Origin of the sequence: Pseudomonas sp. DSP3-2-3 (assembly GCF_049898225.1) — a bacterium.
Classification (GTDB): Bacteria; Pseudomonadota; Gammaproteobacteria; order Pseudomonadales; family Pseudomonadaceae; genus Aquipseudomonas.
Window position 1 is genome coordinate 136008 of record NZ_JAFCXH010000003.1, and the last position, 16869, is coordinate 152876.

The window sequence follows — 16869 nt, forward strand, 5'->3', positions numbered from 1 at the left end:
CAGGTTTCCTCAGTGCGCCATCATGACGGTGTGGATGCTGAACATGATCCACAACGAGAGACCAACCAACAGGACGATGACCAGCGCCGCGAACGCAAAGGAAATCACGTTATTGCGTTGTCCAGGCGAACGGTCGAAGTGCAGGAAGTACACCAGGTGAACCATGACCTGAACGATTGCAAAGATCAGAATCGTCCAAAGCGTCGCCGTCTTGGACATGATGGGATCCATGACCAGCCAGAACGGAATCGCGGTCAGGATTACCGACAACACGAAGCCGATGACATACGACCTGACGCTGCCGTGACTGGTTTCTTCAGCGTGGATATGTGCGTTAGCCATTACAGGACTCCCATCAGATAAACAACGGTGAAGACGCAGATCCAGACCACGTCCAGGAAGTGCCAGAACAGACTCAGGCAGCTCAGGCGGGTGGTGTTGGTCGCTGTCAGGCCACGAGTCTGGACCTGATACATCATGATGCCCATCCAGATCAGGCCGCTGGTCACGTGCAGGCCGTGCATGCCTACCAGAGCGAAGAAGCCCGACAGGAAGCCGCTGCGGCTAGGACCGAAGCCCTCGGAGATCAGCTTGTGAAACTCGAAGATCTCCATGCCGATAAACGCGGCACCGAACAGGAAGGTCAGGGCCAACCAGCCCAGGACCTGCGACTTGTTGCCCTTGTGCACCGCCAGCATGGCGAAACCGTAGGTGATGGAACTGAACAGCAGGCAAGCGGTTTCGACCAGCACGAACGGCAGTTCGAAGATATCGTGGCCCGAAGGCCCGCCAGCCACGTTGCCGGACAACACTGCGTAGGCCGCGAATACAGACGCGAACAACACACAGTCAGTCATCAGGTAGAGCCAGAAACCGTAGACGGTCATGGCTCCTGCGTCGTGGTGATCATGCCCGTGGTCGTGACCGTGGGCATCTCCTGGATTCAATACTAAGTTCGACATGTTTAAACCTGCTCCAGCGAGGAATTGACAGGAGTGTATGCGCCGTTAGCCACGAGGACCTTGTGCTGCTCACCTTCGATACGCGCTACGTCTGCGGCCGGAACCATGTAGCCCTGGTCGTCACGTGCTGCGTGGATCACGAAGGCAACGACTGTTCCTACCAGGCTGGCGATCGCCAACCACCAGATGTGCCAGATCATGGCAAAGCCGAACACCGTCAACAGCAGGCCCATCACCACGCCGGTGGCGGTGTTGTTAGGCATGTGAATGTCGGAGTAGTGAGCCGGAACGTTGTAAGCCGTGCCCGCACGCTTGTTCGCGGTGAATGCATCGATTTCGTCGGCTTTCGGCAGTTCTGCAAAGTTGTAGAACGGCGGCGGCGAAGAAGTCGACCACTCCAGGGTGTGGCCATTCCATGGGTCGCCGGTGACGTCCATGTTGTCTTTGCGATCGCGGATACTGACGTAGATCTGGATCAACTGGCAGGCAATACCGCAAGCGATCAGCATCGCGCCCCAGAAGGCGATGTGCAGATACAGGTTCCACTCAGGGTTATCGGTGCTGTTCAGACGACGGGTCATGCCCAGGAAGCCCAGGAAGTACAGCGGCATGAACGCAACGAAGAAGCCGGTGAACCAGAAGCCGAATGCAGCCTTGCCCCAGTTTTCGTTGAGCTTGAAGCCGAACGCTTTAGGGAACCAGAACGCGAAGCCGGCGATGTAACCGAAGACCGCGCCGCCGATGATGACGTTGTGGAAGTGAGCGATTACGAACAGGCTGTTGTGCAGCACGAAGTCGGCACCCGGGATCGCCAACAGAACGCCAGTCATGCCGCCGATCGAGAAGGTGATGATGAAGCCCAGGGTCCAGAGAACCGGCGCAGTGAAGCGCAGACGACCCTGGTAAATCGTGAACAGCCAGTTGAACAGCTTCACACCCGTCGGGATCGCAATGAGCATCGTCGCCAGCCCGAAGAAGGCGTTGACGTTGGCACCCGAACCCATGGTGAAGAAGTGGTGCAGCCAGACCATGAAGCCCAGCACGGTGATCCCGCCGCTGGCGAAGATCATCGACTTGTGACCGAACAGACGTTTGCCGGAGAACGTGGAGATGACCTCGGAGAAGACCCCGAATGCCGGAAGCACCAGGATGTAAACCTCAGGGTGACCCCATGCCCAGAACAGGTTCACGTACATCATCGGGTTACCACCCAATTCGTTCGTGAAAATGTGGAAGTCCATGTAGCGGTCAAGCGTCAACAGACCCAGCGTCGCCGTCAGGATCGGGAACGAAGCCACGATCAGGACGTTGGCGAACGTGCAAGTCCAGGTGAAGATCGGCATTTCCATCAACTTCATGCCAGGCGTACGCATTTTCAGCACGGTAACCAGGAAGTTGACACCCGTGAGTGTCGTCCCGAGTCCCGATAGCTGTAGCGCCCAGATGTAGTAATCGACCCCCACGCCCGGGCTGTAGCCCAGTTCGGAAAGAGGTGGATAGGCAACCCAACCGGTACGTGCGAACTCGCCGACGCCCAGGGACAGGTTGACCAGGATCACGCCGGATACCAGCAGCCAGAAGCTCAGGGAGTTCAGGAACGGGAAGGCAACGTCACGGGCGCCAATCTGCAGCGGCACGACGATGTTCATCAGGCCGGTGAAGAATGGCATTGCCATAAAAATGATCATGATCACACCGTGAGCGGTGAAGATCTGGTCATAGTGCTCAGGCGGCAGATAGCCTTCCGAGCCGTTGGTGGCAACAGCCAGCTGGGTACGCATCATCACGGCGTCGGCAAAGCCACGCAACAGCATGACCATGGCAACGACGATGTACATCACACCGATTTTCTTATGGTCGACCGAGGTCAGCCATTCGGTCCACAGGTAGGTCCACTTCTTGAAGTACGTGATAGCCGCGAACAACGCGATGCCACCCAGCGCGATCATCGCCAGAGTGATCATGACGATCGGTTCGTGGAACGGTATCGCGTCCAGACTTAATTTACCAAACATCGTTTACTCCTCTGCCCCAGCAGCTGAATGCTTACCCATGTCCATCCCTTCCATACCGGCATGTCCTGCCTCGTGAGCGTTACCTTCCTGCTCGTGAGGGTTCGCCTTGCCCGGTTTCATGCCTTCATACTTGTCGATGACGGCCTGGAACAGGTTTGGAGTGACCTTGGAATAGAGCTCGACGGGATTACGCTCGCTTGGCTTGAGCAAGGCTGCGTATTCGGACGTTTCAAGCTTTTTAGGTGAATTCTTGACTTCAGTGACCCAGGCGTCGAAGTCAGCCTGAGACGTCGAGATCGCCTTGAATTTCATACCGGTGAAGCCCGCGCCGCTGTAGTTGGCGGAGATACCGTTGAATTCGTGGTTCTCGTTAGCGATCAAGTGCAGTTTGGTCAGCATGCCCGCCATGGCGTACACCTGGCCGCCCAGACCTGGAATGAAGAACGAGTTCATTACCGAGTCGGAGGTGATTTTGAAATTGACCGGTGTGTTGGCCGGGAACACGATTTTGTTGACCGTGGCGATGCCCTGTTCCGGGTAGATGAATACCCATTTCCAGTCCATCGAGATCACTTCGATCGTCACCGGCTTGATGTCGGAGTCGATAGGGCGGTACGGATCGAGAGCGTGAGTAGACACGTAGGTGATGTAGCCCAGGACGATCAACAGGGCGAGTGGAATGCCCCAGACAGCGATTTCGATCTTCGTGGAGTGCGACCAGTCAGGCGTGTACGTCGCTTTCGTGTTCGATGCGCGATATTTCCAGGCGAAGATAATGGTCATGAAGATGACCGGAATCACGACAATCAACATCAGCAGCGTGGCGGTAATAATCAGGTTTCGCTCGTCAATCCCTACCTGTCCTTTCGGATCGAGCAGAGGCACACCCTCGCAACCACTGAGCAAAAGCATGCTGAAAAGGGCCAAGAAGCCAAAAAACCTGGGGTACCTTTTTTTACTCATCTCACGACCTCTAAAAGCAAAAGCAGCTTACGCAGTGCAATTGGTTTTCGACCGCCAACACTAAAGCCTGCCGGTGCTGGCATATTTTTGGATTGAACAGGGCCCTGTCAGGACGCATGCAAGCGTAACGACAAATCCGACGTTATCTTTAGATTCTTATTTGATTGGTGGCATTGGGCCTGTTTTGCAGGCCAATTCCCTTTGGCGCGGACATTCCGAGAGCTGACAAAGGCCGCAAAAACACCCTACACAATGTGTAAAAAGACGCTTTTGGACCCTGAAAACTGCTTATCACTCGGTGTACCGGAGCGGTAAGTGCGGGGATTGTAGATATGTAAGATTTTTATGACTATGGTTTATTTAGCAACAGTTTGTTTCCGAATACGTAACGATCACGAAACAACGACGGAATTTTCACAAGAAAAACGCTCCGCTTTTACGGAGCGCTTCGCCTTACAGGCCTTGTAAACCGTGACGCTTGCGTCGGTTACGCAGGATTCCGACTGGAACCAGCACGACAGTCAGAACGAAGGCCACCAACGCCCATTGGGCCAGGGAAAGACCGAGGACTGGCGGATAGGGGGTCGTGCAAAAGCCGCCGACCTGAAAACCCAGGGGAAAGATCAATGCCAGGGGCAAACCGTCGACGATCGGTTGCAGCACATCGATCCCGCAGCTCTCGCCGGGGTGGGCAAGGATGTAGACGTGGCGGCCTGCGGCGAAGATTCCACCTATTGCGCTCAAGGTGACCAGCGCCTCGCACACGGTGATACTGCGGCTGCCCGGCATCGCGGCGCCAATGAAGGCGAAGATGGCGATGAACAGCAGCGCATAACGTTGCAGGATGCACAGCGGGCATGGCGCCTCGCCCAGCACCACTTGCATGTACAGCGCGCCGCCGATCAAGCCCAGGCAAATCACGCCCAGCAAGACCAGAAAGCGTTTCTCGCGTTTCAGGTACAACATGTTGTCGCTCATTCACATACCTTTTGTCAGGGTGTCCATATGGATCGTCGATCCATGCCTGGGCCCATTGAAGCCAGCCGTGGGTTCTCAACCACGAGAGTGTAAATGCACAACGGCCCGATCGCTCGGGATAATCACGGGGCGGGCCGGACAACTCAAGACCTGACCCGCTGTACGGATACATTTGGCCACCGGAAGGCACCGCCTCGCCTTGACCTGAGTCATGCACGCGCAAAAATCCGCTATGCACGATCACCGCCAGCATCCGCCACCGGGCACCACCAGAAACGCAAAAAAGCCGAATCCTTCTTATATATAGAAGGATGCGGCTTTTTGTCGCAGTTCGCCCTTCTATATATAGAAGAGTGCGGCGCTTTGTCGCAGCTTACTCAAGAGCAGAAGCCGGCCCGAAGAATTCATAACGGCTCTGCTTTTCCGGAACCCCGGCAACCTTCAGCTGACGCTTGATCGCGGCCATGAAGCCCTTGGGTCCGAGGAAGTAGGCATCCAGGTCGCGGTCCTTCGGCAACCATTGCTCCAGTTGCGTCTGGTTCAGCAAGCCCACGGCATCGGCTGCCGGGCTCACGCCGTCATCTTCGGCGTAGCAGTAGAAACGTTTGAGCTGCGGATGGCGAGCTGCCAGGTCATCGACCCAGTTGCGGAACGCATGCACGCCGCCATTGCGCGCGCAATGGATGAAGTGGATCGGACGCGAAGTGGCCAATGCGGCTTCAAGCATGGCCAGGGTTGGGGTGATCCCTACCCCGCCACTGATCAGCACCAGCGGTTTATCACTCTTCGCCAGGGTGAATTCCCCGGACGGGGTGAAGACCTGAAGACTGTCGCCGACCTGCACCTGATCGTGCAGATAGTTCGACACCTTGCCGTGCGGCTCACGCTTGACGCTGATCCGGTACTGGCCGCCGCCAGGAACCGCCGACAGCGAGTAGTTGCGACGCATCTCGATGCCATTGATGTGCAGTTGCAAACCCAGGTATTGACCGGCCGAAAACTCCAGCACCGGACCTGCATCCGCAGGCTTGAAGTAGAACGAGGTGATTTCGTTACTCTCGACGACCTTGGCCGCCAGCTTGAATTCACGCGTCCCGCGCCAGCCGCCAACGGCCGCGGCTTTTTCGTCGTAAATCTCGGCTTCGGCACCGATCAGGATATCCGCCAGTTGCTGATAGGCATTACCCCAGGCGTTAATGACCTCCGGCGTAGCGATTTCCTCGCCCAGCACTTCGGTAATGGCGGCCAACAGGCAGCTGCCGACAATCGGGTAGTGCTCGGGGAGAATTTGCAGGGCAATGTGTTTGTTGATGATTTTGGAGAGCAGGTCACCCAGTTGCTCCAACTCGTCGATGTGGCGGGCGTACATCAGCAGACCATTGGCCAGCGCCTTTGGCTGAGCACCGCTTGCCTGGTGCGCCGGATTGAACAACGGCTGCACTTGCGGGTATTCCGAAAGCATTTTTTTATAGAAATGAGTGGTCAGTGCTTCGCCACCACTTTCGAGCAGTGGCACAGTGGATTTGACGATGGCACGATCTGAGGCATTCAACATAAGGTACTCCTGGCACGCGGGGCTTTATAAAATCTACCTTGTTGTATCAGTAATCGTGCCAGTAATTTTATTCAATAAAATCAATCGCCTAACAAACAAAGGTCAAAATGACCACATGCGCTAACAAGTCACTTTGACAGCGCGGGGTCTTTTTGACTCGACATCGTTCGGCATCATGAGAAAGCAGAAATACGCCTTCCGATGGCAGAATTTTCCACACCGGTTACAGAAAAAACCTCAAGCGCGCGTCTCGCAGGTCGATAACCCTCCAGAGAAAGCTGTCTGCTGCTCGTTGCAGCGAGACACCTAAGGCCAGAAGGTTTATATGTCCTCCAAGAACGTCCGCGCAGATTCCCTCTCGCTGCTGCTGTTCACATTGCGCAGCGGCAAGCTGATGGCGATCAATCTACTCAAGGTCAGCGAAATCATTCCCTGCCCTGCCCTGACCCGGCTGCCCGAATCCCATCCCCACGTCAAAGGCGTCGCCACCTTGCGCGGAGCTGCGTTGTCGGTGATCGACCTCAGCCGCGCCATTGGCGAGCGACCGCTGGTGGACCCGGATGGCGGTTGCCTGATCGTCACTGACGTCAGCCGCTCCAAGCAGGGTCTGCACGTCCAGGCCGTGAGCAAGATCGTCCATTGCCTGACCACCGACATTCGTCCGCCGCCATACGGTGCGGGCAGCAAGTCGTTCATCACCGGAGTCACCCAGGTCGATGGCGTGCTGGTGCAGGTGCTGGATATCGAGAAGGTCATTCATGCCATTGCGCCTGCGCAAATTGTCGTCGAGCCTAACGCCCTGACGGCGGAAGAAGCCGAACTGTTGGCCGCCGCACGAATTCTGGTCGTCGATGACAGTCAGGTCGCCTTGCAGCAATCACTGATTACCCTGCGCAACCTCGGACTCGATTGCCACACGGCCCGCAGCGCCAAGGAAGCCATCGACGTGCTGCTGGAGCTGCAAGGCTCGCCGGCACAGATCAACGTGGTGGTTTCGGATATCGAAATGTCCGAGATGGATGGTTACGCCTTCACGCGGACCTTGCGCGAGACCCCGGACTTCAACGATCTTTACGTCCTGCTGCACACGTCGCTGGACAGCGCGATGAACAGCGAAAAAGCCCAGGCGGCAGGTGCCAATGCCGTGCTGACCAAGTTCTCGTCCCCCGAGTTGACCAAATGTTTGATCACGGCGGCACGTGCGGTACAAGCCAGCCATCACTGATCTGGCAAAGCCGGCAAACCCGACTGGCTGCCGATCCCCTCGGCAGCTCGGACCGGCATTGCTGGCTGATGCGTCGGGATTTGCCGGGATTCCAGTCAATCGAGGGCTCTGCCAGTCAACAGGTTCGGCAGGGCTTTGCGCTCGAAGACGCGATGCAGATTCATCAGCTGCTGATCCTGGGCTATCAAAACGGCGGCGGCAGCGTGATGGATTATTCAACCTGGCTGCGCGCCCTGCACACCGATCCTGAGTTCGATCCAACCCTGTGTTTTACCGTTTGGGACGAATCAGGTCCGGTGGGCGTCATGCACTGCTGGACCAGCGCATTCATCAAGGATCTGGTCGTTCATCCCCGCGCCCGGCGTCAGGGCACCGCACTGGCATTGCTCAATCATTGCTTTCACACATTCGAGCTGCGCGGCGAAGGCTGGGTGGACCTGAAAGTCATGGAGAACAACTTCGATGCCCGACGGCTTTATGAAAAAGCCGGGATGCGCTACGTGCAGCGTTCGGCAATGACCGAGTCCGATCTGGCCTGATCTGGCATAATCCCCGCCCCGACAAGCCCAATGGAAATGGACATGAAATCAGCCACCGCGTTACTGCTCGCCCTGATCGCCATCGCCGGCCAGGCCCACGCTTCAAGCACCGATGCCTGGAAAGCGCTGGACAAAGCAGTGGTCGACAGCTGCATCAAGGCCAGCCAGCTCAAGAGTGTCAAACCTTCCGGCAAAGCCGGTTTTGACGACAGTGTCGGCTACGAAGCGCTGATGCTCGAAGGCCGCTATCCGCAGCCGCACATGAAAAATCAGCCCGGCGCCGAGCTGTGCCTGTACAACCGCCATAGCAAGAAGGCGATGGTGACCGAGTGGAACACCCTCAAGCCGACGCCGAAGCAGTAACGTCCCGAAATCATCTGCCGGCGATGATACCGACACCCGTTGGAGCGAGGCTGCCCGCGAAGGCTTCGATTCAGCGTTGAAATATTCGGTGAATGCACCGGCCTATTCGGGGACAAGTCCCCTCCTACCGGGTTTGCGCTGATCCTGTGGGACCGGATTTATCCGGGAAGGCGGCATTTCTCACGACAAAATGCAGTGAATGCACCGGCCTCTTCCCGGCTAAAGCCGGTCCCACGGGTCATCGTCTGTCAGAGAGGACTAGTCCTCTCCCACCAAAGCAACGCTCGCTGGCGCATAACTTGCTTCGATTTGTGTCTTTGCCGTGTGAGCAGCGGGTTCTTGCCGCACTGTTCCGCGCCTGTCATGACGGATCGTTTGCCCATGAACACCCGGTTTTCCTGCGTCGGTTGTGGCAGCTGCTGCACCGATCACCACGTCCCCCTGACACTCACCGAAGCCATGTACTGGGCGGCCGATGGCGGAACAGTGATCGTTCTGACCGAGGCGTTTCTGGCTGATGGTTACGGTGTTGACCCCGCCCAGCTGAATCATGCGCTGCGCCGCTCAACGGTGGTTGCCAGCGGCGCGGCCCAGGTCCATGTGGCCATCACCTTCGCCGCCTACAATGTCGGTCCCTGTCGGAATCTTGACGCGGAAAATCTCTGCCGCATCTATGAGCGTCGGCCGCTGGTGTGCCGTATCTATCCGATGGAGATCAATCCGCATATCCCCCTTCGACCCGAATCAAAGGGCTGTCCGCCGCAATCGTGGGAGCAAGGCCCGGACCTGATCGTCGGCGGCCAACTGGTCGATATGCAACTGATGGGGCTGATCGAACAATCGCGCCAGGCCGACCGCGATGACATCGCTGCCAAGCAAGCCATTTGCCAGCAACTGGGGATCCGCACCACGGCGCTCAAAGGCAACGGCTTCGTCGCGTACCTGCCCGACATGAGCGCCTTTGCCGGCGCCGTGGTGCAAGTGCTTGAAGGTGCCGATTCTGCGTCCGGCCACGAGGGCTGGACCTTTCACGCGGCGGGGGAAGCGGTCATCGACACGCTAAAAATGGCGGGCGCCAATGTGCTGTCCAGCGCACCGCAGGGATATATATTCATTCCGCTGCAGGCCTGACACAGAAGATAGATGGCAGCAATTGGATCAGCGCTTACCCATCGTCTTGCGCGTGCCGTGTGGCGCGACGCCCGGGGTTTTGTGGTGACCGGATTTGTTCGATTGCTGATACCAGGGCTGATCGTTCTTGTTCTGCGCGAAATCGGCAGGCTTGAACGGGAAGCTGAACGCTGGAATTGCCGCTTTTTTGTCTGTGGCCGCATCATCGACGACGGTTTCAGGAGCAGGTGTTTGGTCAGCAGAAGTCATGGAAGGCTCCAGAAAATGGAATTGGGTCGTCGAACGGCCGCGCAGCATACCTGAATCCCTCGCGAGCCGCCTGCACCGCCCCTCACCTCCCATCGGCTAACGCTATTTGTAGAACAGATCCACCATCACCTCGGCCTCGAATGGCCCGGCTTTGGGCCGCGACGTCTGCCAGACCAACTCTGCATTGAAGTCCGCGCTCGCGGACTGCACATCGTCGAGCATATCGGCCAGATGGAAGGGTTCGTTGTAACGCAGGATTGCGTTGTCCCGGCCATTGACGATGCGAATGCCCACCGCGTTATTGGCCGCGGGAATCAGGAAATCCCCCGCCAAGGTGCCCGTGACCGGCTTGAAGCGCGCGCCGAGGCTGAACGGTGAGTCGCAGGATCGTCGCGTCGTCAGGGAAAACGGTCTGCGGTCGATGACTTTCCCCACCGCCACCTGCTGAATGCCGATGGCGCCAAACTCGACAGTCTCGGGCACGATCTCCAGCTCGGCATCGCAGGCCACAAAACGTAACCCGCTCAGGTTATTGATCATATAGCTGAGGTTCTGACCAGGCAGCGGGTTGGGGCCGCTGACACCGTCGAGCTGGAACAGTCGATAATCGAGCAGGTCGCTGGCGACGCCGGACGGCGGGGTTGGCCCGAATTTCTGGATGAACATCGAGAACCCGAGATTGAACGTCACTTTGGGGCAGGCCGCGATATTGGACGGGCTCTCGTGACACACCGGCAGGAACTGACCGGTAGCGATCCGCCCGCCGTTTTGCAGGTGATCGATGCCCGCCAACGCCAGGCCAGAACGAATGCCCTGGCCGATTTGCAGGTTATCCGGATTCAGGTAAACGAAAATTTCTTCCCGAATTTCCGGCCTGGCGTCCTTGGCGCATTCGACCTGAATGTCGTGTCGCGGCGAACGCCAGACAATGTCGCCATCGGGCAGCGTGGCCGGGATTGCGACGCTGCTGTCCAGATCATCGCGAATCAGCGTCTGACCCGAGTCCTGGGTTTTGCAGATCAGGGCGAAACAGCTGGCCGGGCTCAGCAGCAGCGCCACGAACAGCAGCTGACACCAGCGCGGGTGATGGGGACGATTCATGATCAGCATTCCTTTTGCTGTTGAAAAACAGGGTCAAGCAAGCGAGCGCTGAAAGGCTCGCGCTCGTTGATTTGCGCGCACCAGGCCCGAGCAGCGCCGTAATCGGTGAGGGCGCTGAACGCCAGGCGCAGCGGACGCGGATTTGACGCTGGGCGGGCAAACTCATGGTTCGCGCCCGGTGCCAGCAACAGGTATTCACTGAGTTCGACGCCGTCCACCGTCACGTTTTGCAGCGCGGCATGAAACGCCGTGGGGTTGCTGACGCGCAGCGGGCCGTTTGCAGGCCAGGTCCAGCGCAACAGGCTGGCGGTTTCAGCGGGATCGCCGGGCAATCCCGGAGGTCGATAAAACACATTGATGCGTTGGCGGATGGCGATGCTCAGCTGATTTTTCCCCTCCGCGCGCCGGGGAATTTCCAGCACATACAGGTGCAGCAGCGATTCCCTGTCCTGAGCAATGCCGCTGCCTTGATACAACAGGCGCAACAGCTGTTTGCCCTGCCCGTCCAGTTGCGCCAGATGCGGCGTCAGCACAAAAGGCAACTCGCTGCCGGCCTTGCCAGGATCACCCTCGTCGTCGCGGGTGTCGCTCAACCAGGCTTGAATCAACACCTGATGGTCGCTGCGGTTGGTCACCGCGATGCTGGCTTCAGGAAAGCGCCCATCGAAAATCAGCCGCGTGCCAGTCAGGGAAACCGCGCCAAAGGCTTTCAGGCCCGGCACCGAGATCAGCAGCGTCAACAGCAGATAGACCACGACGATCCACAACACCGGGCGCTTCATTGGCACGTCACCTTGATGCGTTCATAGGCGCGTTGCGGGTCTTTTTCGGGCAAGGTGAATGGCGCCCGACACTGGTTTCCGGCCCATTTGACCTGCAATTCGCCACGGGCCTGATCGCTGAGCACCAAGGCGCGTCCGGTCGGATCGACTATGGCCAACGACTTGCCCTCAGCGTTTTCGACACTGGCGCCCAGCGGCACTTTGCTGCCATCGGCGCGGACCAGCTCGAATTGCACCCGGCGTCCCACCGACGCCTGGAACCGCACCACCGGCATTGCGCCACGACGCGGCACGATCTGAGTGATGGCGTTACCCAGATCGACATCCGCGCCCAACTGCCGGGTATCGAGGCTGACCCAGTTGCTGCGATACGGCTGCGCGTAGGGCAGCACCGCGTAACCGTTGGCGGCGGTCTCGACGTTGGTGAAGCTGGTGAGTCGCGCGCCACTGACGTCGGGGACTTCGATGAGGGCAAATGTCTCGCCCAGGGACTGGCCAAAGTTCACGCCGCCCGCATGGGCGACCAGAGATCCGGCCGCGCTCAGGCTCAACGCGTCGTAATCCCGGCCTTGGCTGTAACCGGCTTCGAACCGACCAAACGGTGCGGTGGTGCTGACTTTGCCGGAGCCGAAGCTGCCGGAGCGGTTGTCCTGACCGGCCTGCACCGAATAGAACGTATTGCGTTGATCCAGCACCTGGCCGTTGAGCCCGGCTTGCGCGTTGTAATCCCCTGAACTGTCACGCACGCCATTGAACGACAGCCGCGACGAGCCGGGACTGGAGCCCAGTGGCAGGGTCACGCTCAGGGCTATCCGCTGATCGCTGTCGCCCGCCTGCTCGCCGCCCTCCTCGCGGTTGCTTTCCAGCGACAAGTTGTAGCTGAGACTGCGCCACGTGGCGTTCCACGCCAGATAAAACTGCCGGGTCTTGCCGGGCAGATTCCAGTAACGCTGTTCCGAAGCGCTCAGGCTCAGGCTGCCGGACGGATCGGCGAACGCCTGGGTGACCGTCAGCTCGACACGGTCTTTGGCGCGACCTGCCGAAAGCCGACGGGCAATGTTGCCCAGCTCGTCGACATGCTCGTTCAGCGTCCGGTATTTTTCGGTTGAATAGCGATAACCGGCTATCGCCAGCGTGGTGTTGGTGACGTCCAGGGTATTGGCGTAACGCAGGCGCAGGCTCTGCCCGACCCGACTGTCATTGCGCATCTCACTGATCGATTGCGTGACATCGGCAGACAGCGCGCCAAGCCCGGTATTGACCCCCGCGCCGAGATTACTGGCCTGATAATCCTCGGCCAGTTGCAAGCCACCAAAGCTGGTGATCCGCTCCGACAATCCGTAGATCAGGGCTGCGCTGGCGAACGTCGGCGACTCGGGATTATTCGCGTTGTCGTCCAGTTGGCCCGCCGCCAGGCTGAAGCGCAACGCCCCTTGCGGCACCATGATTGGCAGCGACGCGTAGGCCTGGGTGAAAGAGCGCCGACGCCCATCGGCTTCGATAATCGTGACTTGCAGATCGCCATTGGAGCCGCTGGGATAGATGTCGGTGATTTCAAATGGCCCCGGTGAAACATTGCCGCTGTACAGCAGGAAGTCGTTCTGCCGGACCTCTACTGCGGCATTGGTTTCGGCGACGCCGCGAATCACCGGGGCGAAGATGCGCTCGCTGTCGGGCAGCATGCCGTCGTCGGAACTGAGCGCGGCACCCTTGAAGCGCACGCTGTCGAAGACCTGGGAATCGGTGAACGTCTCGCCCAGGGTCAACTGGCTCTTGAGCGCGCTGATATCGCGCTGCACAAAGGTGCGATTGCTGCGAAAGCGATAGGGCTGGCCGCTGCCGTAGGCCAGGGAAGATTCGTTGCGCAGACGCCATGCGCCGAGATTCACACCGTTGCGCAGGCCCAGATAATAACTGTCGGCATCGCGCTGACGATTGCGGCGCCGGCTGGTACTGAAGCTGTAGTTGACGAAGCCCACGGACTCGCCCGCGTCCCACAGATCAGGCGACACGAAACCTCTGGAGCTGCGCGTCATCAAGGCTTGCGGCACGCTGATATTGAGTCGCAGTGCATTGGGCTGGTAATTGACTCGGGCGAACTCGACCTGCCCCAGATCGAAGCAGCTTTGCCGCGATGCTGGCAGTCTCTCCACGTCCAGCCCGAACGCCTGCAACATCGGCAGCGTCAGGCAAGGTTCGACACGACCGGAAACCGTGTTCTTGCTGAAGCTGATATCACGACGCCCGCTCAAGGCCCGATTGACGTAGATGTCCACCCGATAGGTTCCGGGCAGCACGCTGTTGGCGCGCAGAAACTCGGTGAGCTCCGGCGGCTGATCGCTGCCCTGGATGAACGCGGTATTGAACTTCACGGTCGGCACATCGCCGCTGTCAGCCGCCGAGGACAGTGGTGCAAACAACATCAAGCCCGCCAACCCGCCAGCCATCAAGGGTCGCGGGGTGAACTCCCTGGTATTCAGATAAAGCCATTCCATTAGCAGTTTTCACTCGATTCAGGCATTCAGCGCGCAGCGCAATCCCTTCACGCAGACGCATGACGACAGAGCCGCCGCACGGCGAGGCTCCTAAACGGATAGATCGGTTTTTTCTACGGCTAGCGCGGCTCAGCCTTTTCAGCCTGAACGATTTGCCCGGTTTTCAGGCTGGCGCGATAGCGTTCCTGGCCGCCGAAGTCATTGATGCTGATGAAACCGAGGTCGATGGCCACGGGGCTTGGCGGTTTTTCATAAGGAATCTGCACGCTCTGGCCTGGCGCAATCATCTGGCTGTCCTTGCTCAGCACCGCGCTCGCACCCTGGCGCAGTTCGAGCTTCACCATGGAGACGTGATAGGCCCCAGGATTTTCCACCTGCAAGCCGCCCTGTCCGAGTCGCCATCGCAGCGCTTGCGGCGCTTTAGCTGGATCGCCCGGCAAGCCTTGCGGACGGAAAAACACCTTTATTCGCTGACGTATTGCCACCTGCAAAGAGTTTTCGGCCACCGCCTGGGGAATTTCCTGCACGTTGAGCCACAGCACTGACTCGCGGTCCCGAGGCATATCCGTGCCAGCGTAAATAATCCTCAACAGCTGTTTGCCATCACCCTGCAAGCGCGCCAGCGCCGGGGTCACGACAAAAGGAAGACTGCCCGGATCGGGGTTTTCCGCGTTGGGTTCAAGCCAGCTCTGCAACAGGATTTCCGCGCTGCCGGTGTTATGCACACCGAAACTGACTTCCTTGTCGTTGGCCGGGTAAATCACGCGCGTGGTATTGAGCACAATGCCCGCCTGGCCGTCGATGGCCAGCAAGGCGGCGGCGAACAATGCGACGCAACGATAAAGGGGAAAGATCATGAAGGTGTCGCCTTGAGTTCGGATTGAGGCGGAACGAGTCAGACTCGCCCCGCCTGTTGGATTACTCGTAATCCAGAACGAAAGGCATGAAGCCGTCGGCATTACCGGGGTTGGTGGCCGTGCCATTGAGCACATAGACCGCGCCAAAATTGAGCTCGGCGGTTGCGCCGCCCGCGCCATCCTTGATCAAGGGTTTGTCGATGGTTTCAGTACCGCCAAGGTCCATGATCTCGTTCGCCGCATTGAGCAGACCGATACCGACACCGTCCGCAGCACCGGTGGTACGCAGCAGCTTGGCGTCGTTGTTATCCAGGCCACTGCCGGAACGGGCAGAGAAGCGCATTTTCACCAGGTTGTATTGGTCAACCCCGGCCGTGCAGTTGACCAGCAACTGAATGGGCGTCGCCGTGGCCAGTTCGCTTTGCGATGAAGTGCCGATGTCCGAGAACGATACGTTACCCAGATCGACCGCGATTTCACCCGGGTTGACACCCGGCGCAGTGCCCGTACCTGGAGAGACGTCACAGGAAATATTGGTCAGCGTTCCATTGAAGATCAATTTTCCGTTGTTTGCCGCATTCGCCGTTCCCGCCAAACCCAGCGTCAATGCGCCTGCTGCCATAAAACCAAAAGTAAGTTTTTTCATGCTAACAACGTTCCTTGTGTTATTCCGTGTATGCCCTGAATCGGACGCCACGCACTATAGGGTTGGATCTTTTGGATCGCTGTCAGCATCGTTACTTTAACAGGAGGGATTTTCCAACAAGACTCGCAAGAACTTTCCGTAGGAGAAAGCTGTTTCCGCGGACAGCCCAGCAAATGCAAGGTTTCGAGCCAATACTTTATCAAAAAGGTCAGACAAAACTTCGCACACCTCGTCCGAATATTGGCCGCGCCGCACTATTTTCAACCCGCGCGATGAATCACTCTATATATCGAGCGACACCGTCTCGCAAAACCAAAATCTCGTGTCGTAATTATTGATAGGTCAGCGTAATAATTCCCACGCGACCATCTACACTGGGGCTTTCAGCGCCTGGCGCCTGTTCATGAGTCACCGACAGCGTCTCATATCGAGCAGAAAACGGCATGACCTCCCCATCGCACACATTGCGCAGTTTATTGACTTTCAAGGTGAGCTGATCCGAAACTTTCAGATAGTGCACATTTTGCGTGTCTGTAGAACCCGCCGAAAACTGTACCGCACAGCTGGAATGGGTCACCTGCCCACGAAACGCAATCCCCCCGTTACTGGAAAATGCTCCGAACGGGAAGAATAACAGCGGAGCCGCAATAAGCAGCACAGATATCTTTCGCGCACACGAAGCAACTTTAAAAAAGCGTTTCACGTGAGGTACTTCATTTTTCATTGCAATGACTCCGCTATTCCATCAGCAAAAAAAACAAATGATATCGGTGCAGGATAGGTCCGTAAGAAATTCCTACGGAAAGATGTAGGATAGTTCCGAAAGACAAGTTGCGCTTTCATGAATCACGCACCGCTCATTCCGGGATATCGTCCATGCGAATGATTTCTTGATGCTGGCCCAGTGGCTTTTTGCCGCATTTCTGACAATTCTGACAGGTTGCAGTCATTCTCATGACCGGATTGGCAGGCTATAAAGGAGGCGCTGTTTCCGACTTCCTTATTTCC

General features: G+C 57.9%; 17 protein-coding genes. 4 read left to right on the forward strand and 13 right to left on the reverse strand.

The window, feature by feature from the left end; translation table 11 throughout:
• Nucleotides 1–9: 9 nt before the first annotated feature.
• The 6 genes from cyoD to hmpA form a co-directional block, all read right to left on the reverse strand.
• Nucleotides 10–342 carry a cytochrome o ubiquinol oxidase subunit IV gene (gene cyoD / locus ACP7E4_RS05215; RefSeq protein ID WP_020292152.1) on the reverse strand — a complete coding sequence of 111 codons (333 nt, stop codon included), beginning with the start codon at nt 340–342 and terminating at the stop codon, nt 10–12.
• Nucleotides 342–962, reverse strand: a complete 621-nt coding sequence (locus ACP7E4_RS05220; RefSeq protein WP_044901468.1) for a cytochrome o ubiquinol oxidase subunit III — start codon at nt 960–962, stop codon at nt 342–344. The genes cyoD and ACP7E4_RS05220 overlap by 1 nt, the downstream gene beginning before the upstream one ends.
• Before the next feature lie 2 nt (nt 963–964).
• Entirely contained in the window at nt 965–2977 is a 2013-nt protein-coding gene (gene cyoB, locus ACP7E4_RS05225; protein WP_426112291.1) for a cytochrome o ubiquinol oxidase subunit I, read from the reverse strand.
• 3 nt (nt 2978–2980) lie between these two features.
• Nucleotides 2981–3940, reverse strand: a complete 960-nt coding sequence (gene cyoA / locus ACP7E4_RS05230; RefSeq protein ID WP_426112293.1) for a ubiquinol oxidase subunit II — start codon at nt 3938–3940, stop codon at nt 2981–2983.
• Between the two features lie 453 nt (nt 3941–4393).
• Complete coding sequence (locus ACP7E4_RS05235) at nt 4394–4918, reverse strand: disulfide bond formation protein B (protein WP_426112295.1); 525 nt, start codon at nt 4916–4918, stop codon at nt 4394–4396.
• Between the two features lie 373 nt (nt 4919–5291).
• A complete protein-coding gene (gene hmpA, locus ACP7E4_RS05240; protein ID WP_426112297.1) occupies nt 5292–6473 on the reverse strand; it encodes an NO-inducible flavohemoprotein in 1182 nt (393 codons plus the stop codon).
• 325 nt (nt 6474–6798) lie between these two features.
• Here hmpA and ACP7E4_RS05245 point away from each other — a divergent pair, with 325 nt between their 5' ends.
• From ACP7E4_RS05245 to ACP7E4_RS05260, 4 genes are all read left to right on the forward strand, one after another.
• On the forward strand, nt 6799–7698 hold the full coding sequence (locus ACP7E4_RS05245) for a chemotaxis protein (protein WP_331151696.1): 900 nt from the start codon (nt 6799–6801) through the stop codon (nt 7696–7698).
• The gene (locus tag ACP7E4_RS05250) at nt 7653–8237 is read left to right on the forward strand and encodes a GNAT family N-acetyltransferase (RefSeq protein WP_426112299.1); all 585 of its coding nucleotides are present in this window, start codon (nt 7653–7655) and stop codon (nt 8235–8237) included. The genes ACP7E4_RS05245 and ACP7E4_RS05250 overlap by 46 nt, the downstream gene beginning before the upstream one ends.
• Before the next feature lie 42 nt (nt 8238–8279).
• Nucleotides 8280–8600, forward strand: coding sequence for a hypothetical protein (locus ACP7E4_RS05255; RefSeq protein ID WP_426112301.1), 321 nt, complete (start codon nt 8280–8282; stop codon nt 8598–8600).
• 381 nt (nt 8601–8981) lie between these two features.
• The gene (locus tag ACP7E4_RS05260) at nt 8982–9731 is read left to right on the forward strand and encodes a YkgJ family cysteine cluster protein (RefSeq protein WP_426112303.1); all 750 of its coding nucleotides are present in this window, start codon (nt 8982–8984) and stop codon (nt 9729–9731) included.
• Nucleotides 9732–9758: 27 nt separating this feature from the next.
• Here the strand turns inward: ACP7E4_RS05260 and ACP7E4_RS05265 are convergent, their stop codons facing one another.
• The 7 genes from ACP7E4_RS05265 to ACP7E4_RS05295 form a co-directional block, all read right to left on the reverse strand.
• Nucleotides 9759–9980, reverse strand: coding sequence for a hypothetical protein (locus ACP7E4_RS05265; protein WP_426112553.1), 222 nt, complete (start codon nt 9978–9980; stop codon nt 9759–9761).
• A 102-nt stretch (nt 9981–10082) separates the two neighbouring features.
• A complete protein-coding gene (locus tag ACP7E4_RS05270) occupies nt 10083–11090 on the reverse strand; it encodes a fimbrial protein (protein WP_426112305.1) in 1008 nt (335 codons plus the stop codon).
• Complete coding sequence (locus ACP7E4_RS05275) at nt 11084–11863, reverse strand: fimbrial biogenesis chaperone (RefSeq protein WP_426112307.1); 780 nt, start codon at nt 11861–11863, stop codon at nt 11084–11086. The genes ACP7E4_RS05270 and ACP7E4_RS05275 overlap by 7 nt, the downstream gene beginning before the upstream one ends.
• Nucleotides 11860–14310 (reverse strand): fimbria/pilus outer membrane usher protein, encoded by a 2451-nt coding sequence (locus ACP7E4_RS05280; RefSeq protein ID WP_426112555.1) that lies wholly within the window; start codon nt 14308–14310, stop codon nt 11860–11862. The genes ACP7E4_RS05275 and ACP7E4_RS05280 overlap by 4 nt, the downstream gene beginning before the upstream one ends.
• Before the next feature lie 167 nt (nt 14311–14477).
• Nucleotides 14478–15215 carry a fimbrial biogenesis chaperone gene (locus ACP7E4_RS05285; protein ID WP_426112309.1) on the reverse strand — a complete coding sequence of 246 codons (738 nt, stop codon included), beginning with the start codon at nt 15213–15215 and terminating at the stop codon, nt 14478–14480.
• A gap of 61 nt (nt 15216–15276) precedes the next feature.
• Nucleotides 15277–15861, reverse strand: coding sequence for a fimbrial protein (locus tag ACP7E4_RS05290; protein WP_426112311.1), 585 nt, complete (start codon nt 15859–15861; stop codon nt 15277–15279).
• A 331-nt stretch (nt 15862–16192) separates the two neighbouring features.
• Nucleotides 16193–16585, reverse strand: coding sequence for a hypothetical protein (locus ACP7E4_RS05295; protein WP_426112313.1), 393 nt, complete (start codon nt 16583–16585; stop codon nt 16193–16195).
• Between the last annotated feature and the right edge of the window lie 284 nt (nt 16586–16869).

What these genes read in the sequence shown, in the direction of transcription:
- hmpA (WP_426112297.1), bottom strand. Translation starts at nt 6,473, where the DNA reads ATGTTGAATGCCTCAGATCGTGCCATCGTCAAATCCACTGTGCCACTG.
- ACP7E4_RS05290 (WP_426112311.1), bottom strand. Translation starts at nt 15,861, where the DNA reads ATGAAAAAACTTACTTTTGGTTTTATGGCAGCAGGCGCATTGACGCTG.
- ACP7E4_RS05250 (WP_426112299.1), top strand. Translation starts at nt 7,653, where the DNA reads ATGTTTGATCACGGCGGCACGTGCGGTACAAGCCAGCCATCACTGATC.
- cyoA (WP_426112293.1), bottom strand. Translation starts at nt 3,940, where the DNA reads ATGAGTAAAAAAAGGTACCCCAGGTTTTTTGGCTTCTTGGCCCTTTTC.
- ACP7E4_RS05245 (WP_331151696.1), top strand. Translation starts at nt 6,799, where the DNA reads ATGTCCTCCAAGAACGTCCGCGCAGATTCCCTCTCGCTGCTGCTGTTC.
- ACP7E4_RS05295 (WP_426112313.1), bottom strand. Translation starts at nt 16,585, where the DNA reads ATGAAAAATGAAGTACCTCACGTGAAACGCTTTTTTAAAGTTGCTTCG.
- ACP7E4_RS05220 (WP_044901468.1), bottom strand. Translation starts at nt 962, where the DNA reads ATGTCGAACTTAGTATTGAATCCAGGAGATGCCCACGGTCACGACCAC.
- ACP7E4_RS05235 (WP_426112295.1), bottom strand. Translation starts at nt 4,918, where the DNA reads ATGAGCGACAACATGTTGTACCTGAAACGCGAGAAACGCTTTCTGGTC.
- ACP7E4_RS05260 (WP_426112303.1), top strand. Translation starts at nt 8,982, where the DNA reads ATGAACACCCGGTTTTCCTGCGTCGGTTGTGGCAGCTGCTGCACCGAT.
- cyoD (WP_020292152.1), bottom strand. Translation starts at nt 342, where the DNA reads ATGGCTAACGCACATATCCACGCTGAAGAAACCAGTCACGGCAGCGTC.
- ACP7E4_RS05270 (WP_426112305.1), bottom strand. Translation starts at nt 11,090, where the DNA reads ATGCTGATCATGAATCGTCCCCATCACCCGCGCTGGTGTCAGCTGCTG.
- ACP7E4_RS05285 (WP_426112309.1), bottom strand. Translation starts at nt 15,215, where the DNA reads ATGATCTTTCCCCTTTATCGTTGCGTCGCATTGTTCGCCGCCGCCTTG.
- ACP7E4_RS05255 (WP_426112301.1), top strand. Translation starts at nt 8,280, where the DNA reads ATGAAATCAGCCACCGCGTTACTGCTCGCCCTGATCGCCATCGCCGGC.
- ACP7E4_RS05275 (WP_426112307.1), bottom strand. Translation starts at nt 11,863, where the DNA reads ATGAAGCGCCCGGTGTTGTGGATCGTCGTGGTCTATCTGCTGTTGACG.
- cyoB (WP_426112291.1), bottom strand. Translation starts at nt 2,977, where the DNA reads ATGTTTGGTAAATTAAGTCTGGACGCGATACCGTTCCACGAACCGATC.
- ACP7E4_RS05280 (WP_426112555.1), bottom strand. Translation starts at nt 14,310, where the DNA reads ATGGCTGGCGGGTTGGCGGGCTTGATGTTGTTTGCACCACTGTCCTCG.
- ACP7E4_RS05265 (WP_426112553.1), bottom strand. Translation starts at nt 9,980, where the DNA reads ATGACTTCTGCTGACCAAACACCTGCTCCTGAAACCGTCGTCGATGAT.